The organism is Sphingomonas trueperi, from assembly GCF_040545665.1.
GTDB classification, from domain to species: domain Bacteria; phylum Pseudomonadota; class Alphaproteobacteria; order Sphingomonadales; family Sphingomonadaceae; genus Sphingomonas; species Sphingomonas trueperi_B.
Genome location: NZ_JBEPMH010000001.1, coordinates 712,465 through 725,211, shown reverse-complemented (window position 1 = coordinate 725,211; position 12,747 = coordinate 712,465). Strand labels below are relative to the sequence as shown.

The window sequence follows — 12,747 nt, the reverse complement described above, 5'->3', positions numbered from 1 at the left end:
ATCGGGGGCGATAAGCCGCGAGGGCTTGCGCCATGATCGACCGCCGCCAGATGCTCGCCGGCCTCAGCGCCACTGCCGCCGTGCCCTTCATCGCGCGTGCCGCGGACACGCCCAGCGCTTCGGACCTGAAGGGAGACGTTGCGATCCTCCGCGATGCGCTGAGGCTCCACCCCGGGCTGTACCGCTATAATACGCCAGCGCAGATCAAGGCGCGGCTGTCGCATCTGCAAGCCGGACTCGTTGCCGCGCCCGATCTTGTGACGCGGTATCTGCTGCTATCCCGTTTTCTCGCGACGATCCGCTGCGGGCACAGCTATTGCAACTTCTTCAATCAGAAGAAGGCAGTGGCGACAGCCCTGTTCGACCGCACGACGCGATTGCCGTTTCAGTTTCGCTGGATCGGCGGCGCCATGGTCGTCACGGATCATGGCGGCCCCGATCTGCCGCGCGGAAGTGAAGTGCTGTCGATCAACGGAGTCGCGCCGCGCGCCATGCTGGCGCGGTTGCTGCCCTATGCCCGTGCCGATGGACATAATGATGCGAAGCGCGTGTCGCTGCTGGAGGTGCGGGGCGACGACGCGATCGAGTTCTTCGACGTGTTCCACGGGCTGGAATTCGGCCCGCCGCCGCGGGGTCTGCATTTCCTCATGGCGCGCCGTCCGGATGGACGAACAGCGAGCGTCACGCTGCCCGCGATCGGGCTGAGCCAGCGTCGCGCCCAAGCTATCCAACGTGACTATCGCGGCGACGCGCCGGTGTGGGACTGGACCATGCGATCGGACGGCATCGCCGTGCTGACCATGCCCGGTTGGGCGCTCTACGACAGCAAATGGGATTGGCGCGGCTGGCTCGAGGCCCGGCTCGACAGCCTTTCCGGCGCGAAGGGCTTGATCGTCGATCTGCGCGAAAACGAGGGGGGTGAGGATTGCGGCGACGTCATCCTCGCGCGCCTGCTGCGCACGCCGCTCAAGAACCCCCAGGCGGAACGCCGCGTACGCTTTCGACGGACCCCATCCTCGCTGGACCCGTATCTCGATACCTGGGACAACAGCTTTCGCACGCTGGGCGTCGATGCACGGCGCACGACGAACGGCTTCTACATTCTCCAGGGTGCGCATGGCAGTTCGTCGATCCAGCCGGCGGCCCGTGCGCTCGAACTGCCTGTCGCCGCGCTTGTCGGACCGGTCAACAGCTCGGCAACCTTTCAGTTCGCCGAGAAGGCGCGACGGAGCGGCCGCGTGCGGCTGTTCGGCACGCCGACCGGAGGCAACCGGCGCGGGATCAACGGGGGCTGCTTCTTCTTTGTCCGGCTGCCCGCGAGCGGCATCGAGTTCGACCTGCCGCTGATCGGCTATTTCCCTTCGACGGCGGTGCCGGATGCCGGAATCGTTCCCGATATTGTTGTAGCGCCCTCGATCGCAGACATGGCGGCCGCCCGCGACCCGGTGATGGAGCGCGCAGCCGGATGGCTGCACCAGACGGGTTGAAGCTTCCGCAGATTTGCGTCGCGACGCAACTTGCCGGACCGCAGCACCCGATGCCGCACTGCCGGTGACGAGAGGTCAGCATCCCCAAGGCCGGCGATATTGGCATCGCAAGGAAATTTGGTGGCCTACGGATGCCCTGGAGGTTGAGTATCATAGCGGTCACGTCGATGATCCCGTCCAGGATCTCGCCCTGCATGCCGGGACATTTGCGCTCCTGCTCCGAACGGGCGGTGACGATACCCTGGATATAGAGGTCTTCTCCCTTGGAGGAGAGCTCTTGCGCGCACTCGGCGACGCAGCGATCGTTGGTCAGGACCAGCCCGTTCGCGCCGACGATCGAGGCGGAGCAGCCGCCCGACAGGCGCACGGCCGCGCCGCGTACCTTGTCCAGCCAGGCCTGGTCGATGGCCACCCCGTACGCCGCCTTCACCTTGGAGGCGGGGGAAGATATCGAAGGTCAACATGCCCTCGTCGGCATGGGTCGGGCTGGCCAGCATCGACGTGGCGAGGAGGGCGAGAAAACGAGAGGCGCGCATGCAGGGTCCAATGCTGTTGGTCGAGCCTGGACCCTTGCAGCATGTGATCAGCCGATGGTTAGTGCGCCCGAGAGATCGCCCGGCGCCGGCCCGCCTGCTGCCACCATGGCGCGTTCGCGCTCGACCAGGCCGGGCAACGGGGGCAGGCCGAACCGACGGGTGAGGAAGCGCGCGATCGAACCGGTATCGTAGACGCTGTGGTCGACATGGCCGCGCTTGGCGAAGGGGGAGACGATTACCGCAGGGATGCGCGTGCCGGGGCCCCAGCGATCGCCCTTGGGCGGGGGCACATGGTCCCACCAGCCGCCATTCTCGTCGAAGGTGATGACGACCAGCATCTTGTGCCATTGCGGGCTGCGGCGCAGCGCATCGACCACCACCGCGATATGCTGGTCGCCCGCCTCCACGTCCGAATAGCCGGCATGCATGTTGAGGTTGCCCTGCGGCTTATAGAAGCTCACCGCGGGCAGGGTGCCGGCGGCCACGTCGGCGAGGAAATGGTTGGTGCGCGGCGTCTCGCCTTCGCCTGCGTCGCGCAGATGCTTGGCGCGCGCCGCCGTGCCGGGCGCGAACTGCGCGAAATAGTTGAGCGGCTGGTGGTGCGGCTGGAAATTGGGGCGACTGGGGAAGCTGCCGTCGTTCGCATGGCCCGCCAGCGCAGCCGCCCAGCCGCCCGCATACCAAGCCCAGGACACGCCCTTGGCGGAAAGCAGGTCGCCGATGGTCGCGTGGCGCTGCGGCACCATCGTCTTGGCGTCGTTCCAATCGGCATAGCCGGGCCGTTCGGGATCGAGCTGGTAGGTGGGCGCATAGGGCGGCAGCATCGTGTTGACCGACCAGAAGTCGGGGCTCAGCGAACTGGGTACGAAATCGGGCGGGCCCTCCAGCGCGCTCTTGGGCGAACTCGGCTTCAGCTTGAGGCGAATGCCGGTCGGGTCGTTGCCCTCAACCTGCGCGACGCGGCCGCGCGCCGGGCTCTTGTCCGCATCGGGGTAGAAGGGCGGGCGGGCGGCGACGAGATATTGGTGGTTCAGATAGGATCCGCCGAACGCCCCCATGAAGAAGCGGTCGCACAGCGTGAACTCGCGCGCGATCTGCCAGAGACGCAGCTTGGCGGAGGCCTCGCCATAATGGCCCATCACCAGCGCGCCGCTGTCCCCCCAGGCGACGAAGCCGTCATTGCGGCCGCCGTTGATCTGCAGCTGGTTCTGGTAAAAGGCATGGACCAGATCGCGGGTCACCACGCCGTGGGGCAGCGGATCGCCTTCCGGCGTCGCCAGGGCGAAGGGCGCGTTGGCGAGCGGCGGCAGGTCGTCCGGCCCGATCTTGTAGCGGCGATGCTCGACCACCTGCTCGTCGGGCACCATGCCTTCCCAGATTTTGGGGAGCGCCTTCAGCACCGATCCGTCGCGATCGCGCTGGGCGGTGCGGGCAGGGGGCGCCGCTGCGAGTGGATCGGCAAGGCCGGGGAAGCCCGCGAACAGATTGTTGAAGCTGCGGTTCTCGGCGTAGATCACGACGACGGTCTCGATCGCCGACAATGCGCCCGTGCCGCGCCCGGCGGCCTCGGACGGCGCTGCCGCCAGCATCGCGGCCACGCCCGCCGCGCCGAGCAGGGTACGCCGCTGCGGATTGGCGAGGGTGTCTGCGGCGGCGGGTTCGGCGGCGTAGCTATCGTTGTCGTGCATGGTCATTCTCCGGTCCGCAGCCTGCGGCGTGGCGGCCGCAGGTGACAATATTTTGTTACGCCCGTTTGTCGGGCGGTCGATCGTTGGCTGGCCTCATCGTCGTTCGGCGGGGCGCAGATGTCGCGCGGATCGAGCCGCGTCGCCGCCACCGAGGCCTGCCACCGTCGTCTGTCCCGTGTATTTTCCCGACGCGCCGTGGCTTGAGCCTTAACCCAATGCCTGATAGCAACGATATAGTATATCATCCTGTCAGGATATTCAGGTGGCTTTCATCAACTCTGCGGCCCCGGCGCCGCGCCTGCCGGCATGACCGCGCTCGTTGCGGGCGAAGCGGCGTTGATCCCGGTCAGCGTGCTCACCGGGTTTCTCGGCAGCGGCAAGACGACGCTGCTCAATCTTCTGGTGCGGATGCCGGAACTCCGCCGCGCGCTGGTGATCATCAACGAGTTCGGCGCGGTCGGCCTCGACCATGACCTGATTGCGCGGTCCAACGAGGATATGGTCGTCGAGATGATGGGCGGTTGCCTGTGCTGCACCATTCGCGGCGACCTGCGCGCCACGCTGCGCGACGCGCCCTGGCGGTTCGCCCGGGAAGGGCGCTGCTGGTTCGACCGGGTCGTCATCGAGACGACGGGTCTCGCCGATCCGGCGCCGATCCTGCACACGCTGATGACCGATCCGCAGCTGCGCACGCTCTACCGGCTGGACGGGGTGATCACCACGGTGGACGCGTTCAACGGCATGGCGACGCTCGACAGCCAGGAAGAGGCGGTACGCCAGGCCGCGGTCGCGGATCGCATCGTGCTTACCAAGATCGATCTCCTGTCCAGCGACGCGTTGCGCGAGATCGAGGCGCGACTGCGCGCGATCAACCCGGCCGCGCCGATCGTACCGGTGCTCCACGGCGTGGTCGAGGCAGAGCTGCTGTTCGATGCCGGGCTGTACAATCCGGAGACCAAGAGCCTCGACGTGCAGCGCTGGCTGCAAGCCGAGGCCTATGACACCGCACATGAGCACGGGCGCGGCCATGGGCACCACGACCACGACCACCATCATCATCACCATCACGACGTGAACCGCCACGACGATCGCATCCGCGCGACCTGCCTCACCTTCGATGCGCCGCTTCGCGCCGAGGCGTTCGAGCGCTGGATCGACATCCTGACCAGCCTGAAGGGCGCGGATATTCTCCGGGTGAAGGGGATCGTGCACTTGCGCGATCACCCCAGGCCGGTGGTGGTGCACGGGGTGCAGCATCTGTTCCACCCGCCGGTGGAGCTGGACGACTGGCCCTCCGAGGACCGGCGGACGCGGCTGGTCTTCATCACCCGCGACATTACCGCCGATCAGCTGCGCGGCACCTTGTCGCTGATGACCATCGGCCTAGACCATTTCGGACTGCAGGGGCTGGTGGAGCAGATCCCGGCGCCCGGCGTCCCCGGCGGCGTGATCGGGGGCGGCTGGGCCTGACGGCGGCCGCCTACCGATCTCATCGTGCCACGTTGTTGCTCCGGTCGCGGTCGGGCAGCCTGTGGTCCGGATCGATTTCCGCGCGCACCACGCGCGGGGGTCCTGGCACATAGATGTCGGTGCTGGCGGTGCGGATCTAGGTTTCGACCGGCAGCGCGATGTCGCGCTTCGAACCGTCGGCGAAGGTGACGCGCAGCGTCGCCGGCATCACCATCGGATCGCGATTCTGCACCATCACCAGCGAGCCTGCGCCGTCCCGTGTCCGGCTGATCCGGGTAACCGCTTGGTCGAGCGTCCAATTGTGGACATACCAGCCGCGCCACCACCAGCTGAGGTCCTCCCCGCTGGTGTCCTCCATCGCGCGGAAGAAATCGGCGGGCTTGGGATGCTTGAACGCCCAGGCGGCGATGAACCGGCGGAAGGCCGGATCGAACCGTTCGGGTCCGAGGATCTGCTCGCGCAGCAGGGTGAGGCCCAGCGCCGATTTGAAATAGGTCACCGCGTGCCGGTATTTCTCGGTCACCGTGTCGGCGCGCGAGAGGATCGGCGGGGCATAGGGATCGGCCAGAATGGGCAGGATCTCGTCCACCGGATTGCCGCCGCCCTCGGCATATTCGCTGTCGCGCTTCGGCCCATATTCGCCGTGGTTGAAGGCGTCGGATTCGTAGACGTCGATGAAGGTGTTGAAGCCCTCGTCCATCCAGGCGTCCCGACGCTCGTCGAAGCCGACGATCATCGGGAACCAGCTATGGCCGATCTCGTGCGCGGTGATCCAGAACAGCTCCTTGCCGCTATCCTCGATCCCGTCGAACACGATGCCGGGATATTCCATGCCCGTCGCGATACCGGCGACGTTGACGGCGTTGGGCCAGGGATAGGGATACCAGCGGCGCGAGAACTCCTCGACCGCGTGTTTCAGATATTCGGTCGAGCGGCCCCATTTGTCGCGGCCCTGGCTCTCCGCCGGATAGACCGACATGGCGAGCCCGGTCTTGCCGCCGGGCAGGTTCATCCGCGCCGCATCCCAGGCGAAGGCGGACGAGGCGGCGAAGGCGACGTCGCGGCTGTTCTCCATGCGGAAGTGCCAGGTCAGCGTGCCGTCCTGCCGGGGGCGGGAGGCCGGGGTACCGATCTCGCCCGGCGCAATCACCTCGACGGTCGCATCGCTGGTCCGCGCCTTGGCGAGCCGTGCGCGCTGGGTGGCGGTGAGCACATCCTGCGGGTTCTGCAACTCGCCCGATCCCGCCACGGTCATGCCGGCGGGTAGCGTCACCCAATAGTCGAAGTCGCCGTAATCGAGATAGAATTCCTGCGCGAGATAGGGGAGCGGATCCCAGCCGCGCAGATCGTCATAGACGGCCATGCGCGGATACCATTGCGCGATGTTGTAGACCTCGCCGTCGCGCGCCTTGCCCCAGGCCATGCGGCCGCCCCATTCGCCGGGTATGGTGAAATGGTAGCGGATGCGCAGGCTGAGCTTGCCATGCGAGGGCAAGGCCATCGGCAACGGCACCTGCATGCGCGTGTCCGAGATCAGCGGCGTGACTGCGATCGTCTTGCCGCCGGAGAGCAGCTCGACCGCCTCGATCACCATGCCATCGGTGGTGCCGCCGGGCACGCGCCCGCTCGCCATCGCCCCGCGCGACCCCGGTCGGTAGAGATTCTGGTCGAGCTGGAGCCACAGACTGTCGAGCCGATCGGGGCTGTTGTTGGTGTAGGTGATCGTCGCCGTTCCGCTGACGCGCTTGGCGGCCGGATCGAGCGTGGCGTGGATCTGGTAGTCCGCTCGGTTCTGCCAATAGCCTGGCCCCGGCAGGCCGTTCGCACCGCGGACCGTGTTGACGGCACTGGGCAGCGCGAGCGGTGCGAAGGCCGTAGCGGGATCGTAGCGCGTCTGCGCGGTCGCGGGCAGGGCAGCGAGGGCGAGCGCCCCGGCGAGAGGATAGGCCAGATGTTTCAGGGGAAGGCTCCGTTTGTCTCGTGGCGCAAGCATAGGAAGAAGTGCCGCACCGTCCACTGCTTTGGCGCGGTGCGACAGGGGCGTTCGGCCCCTCGCGGCCTGAACCGCTATAGGGGTAGGGGGTACCCCTATGAGTCATTTGACCGATGCCAGTCCCGTCCTGATCGCGCGCGTCCGCCGCATCGCCGGCCAGGGTGCCGCCGTGGAACGTGAACGCGTCGCCGGAGCGCCCTGCGGCAAGGTGCTCCACCTGGTCGCGGCGGTGCGGGGGGCGGTGAACGGGCTGGTCGACGAGATCATCGCCGAGCATCTCGAAGCGCATGTCGCCGGGAGGGGACTGACCGACGAGGCGCGCGCAAGGCGCTGCCGACCTGCTGGCGGTGATCCGCCGCTACTCCAAATAGGATGCTGCCATACTGACGGCCTCGAACGCTGTCGCGCATGACGCGAATGCGCGGCGTACGCAGTGGGTGGTCCTGCTCACCGCCGCCATGCTGCTCGACGCGACCGACGACCCTGTCGCGGAAGACGTGCGCACGCTGGTCGAGGCGCCGGACGATACCCGGATCACCGATCCTGCACGTCTGGCGCGTAGGCCCCGACACGCGGGCGGTGATCGTCAGCGTCACCGGCGTTGCGAACGCGGAGCTGGTGCGGAAGCGCCTGGCGCCCGTCCACGAACTCGCCCATCTGACGATCGAGACGCGCTGACGCGCAGGCGTCTCCAGCCGAGCACCACGCCGGTGATGCTGAACAGGAACCCCGCGGCCAGGGGCAGCAGGAGCAGCAGGCGGCGCAGCGCGGGCCGCGCCGTCAGGCCGGGCACATTGCCGGTGTGCAGCGCATAATAGACCCAGGCATAGGCCGCGCGGCTGGAGTCCATCACGGTCAGCAACCGACCGCTAGTGCCGTCGACATACAGGTCCGGCGCGTCGGGCGCGCCCGACGGGATCCGCCAGGCCGAACGTGGCCAGTCTTCGGCCAGCGCATAGGTCGCATCGGGATCGACCGAAAGGACCCGGGTCGCCGACGCTTGCGGCCAACCGGCAGCGACCGCATTCAGCACCAGCGTGCGCATCGCCGCGTCGTCGATCTGGTGCCCCGCACCGCCGACGCGTTCGATGCTGCCGTCCGCGGCGAAGCGCGTCAGGATCGCGCGGCAGGCGAGGGGAGTCACGCTGATCTCGGACACCCTTCCGCCGGCCAGTCGCGTGGCGTCCACTTGCCGGAGCGCCTGCGTCAGGGGGCAGCCGGCATAGGCCTGCGCCTGCGCGAGCGTCGGCGTCCCGCGCGAGAACAGGCGGCCATGGTCCATCGACAGCCAGCCGCTGAAGATCCAGCCGAGCACGAACACGCCCGCGCCGAGCCCGAGCAGATGATGCCAGCGGAGCCATGGGCGGCGGAAGAAGGTGAGCCGGGGCGGATGGAGGCGCCGTGCCGCCATCATACGGACGATCCCGAGGATCATTCCCACGATCGCGACCAGCATGCAGATCAGCGACAGCCACCAGACGCCGGCATCCCAGGCGTGCCAGTCCTTGCGCAGCGGCGTCACATAGACCCAGTGCAGCACGGCCCCTGGCCAGTTCCATGCCCGTTCGCTCCGGCGGGTACGCTGGAGCAGCTCGCCCGACCGTGCCGACAGATAGAGCTGGGTTGCGGCCGCGTCGTTCGCATCGAGGCGGTAGAAGGGACGCGCCGGATCGAACCGGTTATGGACCACCCATTGGTCATAGTCGAATGGCCCGGTGGCGCTTGCCCCAGGGCCGAAGATCCGGCGCGCTTCGGCAAGCGCTTGCGCGGGCGAGAGCGGTGGGAGCATCGCACCCGTCCTCGCATCGACGGCCCGCAAGGCGCCGTCGCCTTCCACGACATAAGCAGGGCGTCCGGCGCGCTGGACCAGCCGCAGCGTCTCGGCGCCGGGAAGCGCGGCTGCCGCTTGCGCTGGCGCTACCAGGTTCGCCTCCGGCGCGACCGGCGCCTGCAGCGCCATCTGCGCGGCATGCGGCAGCGACGGGAAGGGCTGGAACAGCATCACCGCGCCGCTGGCGAACCAGGCGGCGAAGATCAGGCAGGTGGCGACCCCGATCCAGCGGTGGAACCAGACCAGCACCGCCAGCAGGCGCCGCGACAGTTGCGTCTCAGAAGCGGGCAAGCAGGCTCACCTCGGCACGGCGCGGTTCCCCCAGCATCACCTGCGCGGGATAATAGATGTCGGCCCATTGCACGAAGGTCTTGTTCCAGACGTTGTTGACCCGCCCGGTCAGCGACAGGCGCGGGGTGAGCGCCCAGGTCGCATAGACGATGCCGGTCGCATAGGGGCGCAGCACCAGGGTGTTGGCGGTGTTGCCGAAGCGTTCGCCGACGAACTTCACGCCGCCACCCGCTTCCAGCGGCAGACCGGCGATCTTCTGGACGCTGGTCCAGACATTGGCCGTCCAGTCCGGCACGTTCGGCGGCCGGTTGCCCGATGCCGCGACGCCGTAATTGGGATCGACGAAGTCGCCGTAGCGGGCGTCGACATAGGTGCCGCTCGCGGTGACCGCCCAGTGCGGCGTCAGCCGCGCCTCGCCCGAAAGCTCGATGCCGCGCGAACGCTGGCGACCGATATTGCTCACCGTGTCGATCGCGACCTGGGTCAGGATGTTGCGGCGTTCGATGTCATAGGCCGCCAGCGTCAATGATGCGCGGCCGCCGAGCAGCGAGGCCTTCACGCCCGCTTCGACCTGGCGGGAACTGGAGAGCGCGAAATTCTGGCCCGCATTGACCAGGAAGATGTTCGAGCCGACCGGATCCTGCCCGGTACTGTAGGACGCATAAGCCGTTACCGCCGGCGTCAGGTCGTAGACGAGGCCGGCGCGCCAGTTGAACGGCTTGTAGACGCGGCGGAAGCTGGAGCCGGCGGCGAAGCTGCCGTCGAGGTTGAAGTTCTCGCGCGTCAGGTACAGCCGCTCGGCGCGAAGGCCGGTGACGAGCTTGAGCCTGGCCGTCAGGTCGAGCGCGTCCTCGGCGAACAGCGCGATCTGGTCCCAGCGGGTCGGGCTCACCCGCCGATCGAGCGGTCCGAAGCTCCCGCGTACCGGCCGTAGCAGGTCGACGCTGTCGCCGTCCGGGAAGCCGCGGCTGCGGACGAAATCGAGATGGCTATAATCGAAGCCGATCACCAGCTTGTTCGACAACCCGGCCAGATGATGACGGAAGGTCGCGCTGCCCTGATCGCCCACCAGATCCTGCCGGTGGAAGACGAAGAAGCGGTCGCGATTGATCCGGCCGGTGCCGGCATTGTAGATGAAGTTCTCCGCGTTGATCCATTGGCGGTCGGCGCGGAAATAATAGGCGGTGTTGGTGAGCGTCACCGCGTCCGATGGCGACCAGGTGACGGCCAGCCGCGGCCAGACCTGCCAGCTGTTCGCCCGGCTGTCCGCGACGTTGTAGTTGACGAAGCGGGTGCGGCGATCGACCACCGCGCCGGTCGCGCTGGTCAGGATGCCGGCAATCGGATCCGTCGCCGCGCCCGCGGGGAGGAGCGGGGTGCCGTAATAGGTCGACAGCCGATCGCGAAGATAGTCGAGGCTGAGCTCGACCGAAAGCGTGGTCGACGGACGGTAGAGCAGCCCGCCCGTCGCATTGAACGAATGCGGGCCGGTATCGTCGACATAGCCGCTCGAGCGATGGTAGCTCGCATCGACCCGCGCGGCGAGCGTGTCGCTCAGCACACGGTTGCCGCCCAGGCCGAGGCTGACCGTATCGAAATCGCCATAGGAAGCGAGCGCCTGGCCGCTATCGCCCTCAAAATCCGGGCGCTTGTTCATGATGTTGACCGCGCCGCCCACCGCACCCTGGCCGTAGAGCACCGAGCCGGGGCCCTTCAGCACGTCGATCCCGGCGAGGTTGAAGCTGTTGCCCGGCCGGTTGATCATGTTGGCGGGGCCCAGATACAGGCCGTTGTGTAGGATGGTGATCTGCTCGCCGGTGAAGCCGCGCATCGAGAACAAGCTGGGATCGCCGGGCGACCCGCCGGAGATGATGCCGGGCAGGCTGTCGGTCGCTTCCTCGACGGTGCGGAAGCCCCGCGTCAGCATCTCGTCGGCGCCGATCCGGTCGAGCGTCGCGGGGGTCTCGCGGATCGACAGGTCGAGCCGGCTGCCGGTGGGCGCGATCGTATCGAGCTGGCGCAGGCGCCAGCCGGTGACGGTAATCTCGTCGCTCGCGCTGCCGGGTGCTGCCTGTTGGGCAAAGGCAGGCGTTGCAGCGGTGGCGGCGAGCGCAAGCAGCGCCGTGCTCGGCAGGCGCCGCAGCGTCATGGTCATGTCGAAGTCCCCCTTGGAAATCTTGTGGTTTGCGATCAGGCGCGCGTTCCTGCCGTCGACCGCCAGCGACTGGCAAGCAGCAGGAGAATGATCGCGGCTGCGGCGAGCACGCCGATCGTGGTGAAGGCCCCTTCCGGCAGCGCGGCGGCCAGCCCCGCCAGTTCGGCCAGCGCATAGCCGGCAGTACCGAAGCTCAGCGCCACCACCAGCCAGCCGACCGCGCGGCGATAACGCTGCACCGTGGCGGTGGTGCGGCCACGGGTGCGCAGCAGCCGGGCAACGATCTGGCTGTCGAGGGTATCGGCCAGCATCATGCCGATGGCGAAGGTCGCGGCGATCACCAGCGCGGCCGTGGTGCCGCCCTTTGCCGTTGCCGCAGCGCCCCAGGCTGCAGCTTGTGTTGCGGTATCGAACACCAGCCCGAAGATCGCCCCGATCGCGACCACGGCCAGCGGATGGGTGCTGTTGCGCAGCCGCTTCGGCACCAGCCCGCTTCGCCAGCCGATGGGCGTGTAGCGCGTCCGGGTCAGCAGGGCGTTCAGGTTGAGTGTGCCCACGATCAACAACAGGCCGATCACGGCGAGGTCGATCATCGGTGCGGTCCAGGCAGGCAGCACGAAGGCGCCCGCCGCCAGCGACACGCCGATGGCGACGGCGGCGACCGACAGGCTGTGCCCCAGCGCGAACAGCGTACCGACCCACTGCGCTAGCCGCGGTCGGACCTCGACCGTGCGAAACACGATATTGTCGATCACCGCGACATGATCGGGATCGAGGCCATGCCGCAGCCCGAGCACGAAGATCAGCCACAGCGCGGAAAACTCGATCATGCCTCTTCTTCCGCAACCCGCACGCCGCGCGCATCGAGCTTGGCCAGCCGCGCCGGCAGCGCCTTGCTGATCGCCAGCAGGCGCGGGCGGGGCGACTTCTTCCATTCGCGGCACTCGGGCAGCGTGCGCCCGCAGGCGACGCACCAGCCAGTGCGGCCGTCGAAGCGGCAGACGCTGATGCACGGGCTCTTCATACGCGCGCGGTGCCAGGTGCTGGGTCGGTGTTCGCGGTGGGGCAACGGGGCGAGGGAGTGGCAGAGAGGATGGTCATGAATGCTCACATGATACAATGTATCATTCATCATTGCGGATGTGGGGGCGGGAATCAAGCGCCGAGGTTGTCGACGCGGACCGCAGCGGCTCCGCGTCGGCTGCCTGGAAACATTCCGTAACAATCCTCTTGCTTGCGCAACAATTCGTATAACGTTACAACATATCACGTCGCAGGCGGACCGGTCGGTCGCTG

Annotated in this window: 8 protein-coding genes and 2 pseudogenes; 3 read left to right on the top strand and 7 right to left on the bottom strand. The window is 67.6% G+C overall.

Features of this window, described 5'->3' with window-relative positions; all coding sequences use genetic code 11:
- The first annotated feature begins 32 nt into the window (after positions 1-32).
- Positions 33-1,487, top strand: a complete 1,455-nt coding sequence (locus tag ABIC65_RS03300; protein WP_354306732.1) for a S41 family peptidase — start codon at positions 33-35, stop codon at positions 1,485-1,487.
- A 157-nt stretch (positions 1,488-1,644) separates the two neighbouring features.
- Here the strand turns inward: ABIC65_RS03300 and ABIC65_RS03295 are convergent.
- Both ABIC65_RS03295 and acpA read right to left on the bottom strand, forming a co-directional pair.
- Positions 1,645-1,938 (bottom strand): annotated as a pseudogene (locus ABIC65_RS03295) (S46 family peptidase); the annotation flags it as partial.
- 132 nt (positions 1,939-2,070) lie between these two features.
- On the bottom strand, positions 2,071-3,711 hold the full coding sequence (gene acpA, locus ABIC65_RS03290; protein WP_354306731.1) for an acid phosphatase: 1,641 nt from the start codon (positions 3,709-3,711) through the stop codon (positions 2,071-2,073).
- 306 nt (positions 3,712-4,017) lie between these two features.
- On the opposite strand from acpA, the gene ABIC65_RS03285 reads away from it, so the two are divergent.
- Positions 4,018-5,181, top strand: coding sequence for a CobW family GTP-binding protein (locus tag ABIC65_RS03285; RefSeq protein ID WP_354306730.1), 1,164 nt, complete (start codon positions 4,018-4,020; stop codon positions 5,179-5,181).
- 136 nt (positions 5,182-5,317) lie between these two features.
- Here ABIC65_RS03285 and ABIC65_RS03280 read toward each other — a convergent pair whose 3' ends face one another.
- Complete coding sequence (locus ABIC65_RS03280; RefSeq protein WP_354306729.1) at positions 5,318-7,174, bottom strand: M1 family metallopeptidase; 1,857 nt, start codon at positions 7,172-7,174, stop codon at positions 5,318-5,320.
- A gap of 97 nt (positions 7,175-7,271) precedes the next feature.
- Between ABIC65_RS03280 and ABIC65_RS03275 the strand changes: the two are divergent.
- Positions 7,272-7,545 (top strand): annotated as a pseudogene (locus ABIC65_RS03275) (metal/formaldehyde-sensitive transcriptional repressor).
- A gap of 221 nt (positions 7,546-7,766) precedes the next feature.
- Here ABIC65_RS03275 and ABIC65_RS03270 read toward each other — a convergent pair.
- From ABIC65_RS03270 to ABIC65_RS03255, 4 genes are read right to left on the bottom strand one after another with little or no spacing between them, the layout of a single operon-like run.
- Positions 7,767-9,296, bottom strand: a complete 1,530-nt coding sequence (locus ABIC65_RS03270) for a PepSY domain-containing protein (RefSeq protein WP_354306728.1) — start codon at positions 9,294-9,296, stop codon at positions 7,767-7,769.
- A complete protein-coding gene (locus ABIC65_RS03265; protein WP_354306727.1) occupies positions 9,283-11,451 on the bottom strand; it encodes a TonB-dependent receptor in 2,169 nt (722 codons plus the stop codon). The genes ABIC65_RS03270 and ABIC65_RS03265 overlap by 14 nt, the downstream gene beginning before the upstream one ends.
- 35 nt (positions 11,452-11,486) lie before the next feature.
- Positions 11,487-12,281, bottom strand: coding sequence for a nickel permease (locus tag ABIC65_RS03260; RefSeq protein WP_354306726.1), 795 nt, complete (start codon positions 12,279-12,281; stop codon positions 11,487-11,489).
- Positions 12,278-12,475 carry a DUF1289 domain-containing protein gene (locus tag ABIC65_RS03255; protein ID WP_354306725.1) on the bottom strand — a complete coding sequence of 66 codons (198 nt, stop codon included), beginning with the start codon at positions 12,473-12,475 and terminating at the stop codon, positions 12,278-12,280. The genes ABIC65_RS03260 and ABIC65_RS03255 overlap by 4 nt, the downstream gene beginning before the upstream one ends.
- Between the last annotated feature and the right edge of the window lie 272 nt (positions 12,476-12,747).

What these genes read in the sequence shown, in the direction of transcription:
- ABIC65_RS03300 (WP_354306732.1), top strand. Translation starts at nt 33, where the DNA reads ATGATCGACCGCCGCCAGATGCTCGCCGGCCTCAGCGCCACTGCCGCC.
- acpA (WP_354306731.1), bottom strand. Translation starts at nt 3,711, where the DNA reads ATGCACGACAACGATAGCTACGCCGCCGAACCCGCCGCCGCAGACACC.
- ABIC65_RS03285 (WP_354306730.1), top strand. Translation starts at nt 4,018, where the DNA reads ATGACCGCGCTCGTTGCGGGCGAAGCGGCGTTGATCCCGGTCAGCGTG.
- ABIC65_RS03280 (WP_354306729.1), bottom strand. Translation starts at nt 7,174, where the DNA reads ATGCTTGCGCCACGAGACAAACGGAGCCTTCCCCTGAAACATCTGGCC.
- ABIC65_RS03265 (WP_354306727.1), bottom strand. Translation starts at nt 11,451, where the DNA reads ATGACCATGACGCTGCGGCGCCTGCCGAGCACGGCGCTGCTTGCGCTC.
- ABIC65_RS03260 (WP_354306726.1), bottom strand. Translation starts at nt 12,281, where the DNA reads ATGATCGAGTTTTCCGCGCTGTGGCTGATCTTCGTGCTCGGGCTGCGG.
- ABIC65_RS03255 (WP_354306725.1), bottom strand. Translation starts at nt 12,475, where the DNA reads ATGAAGAGCCCGTGCATCAGCGTCTGCCGCTTCGACGGCCGCACTGGC.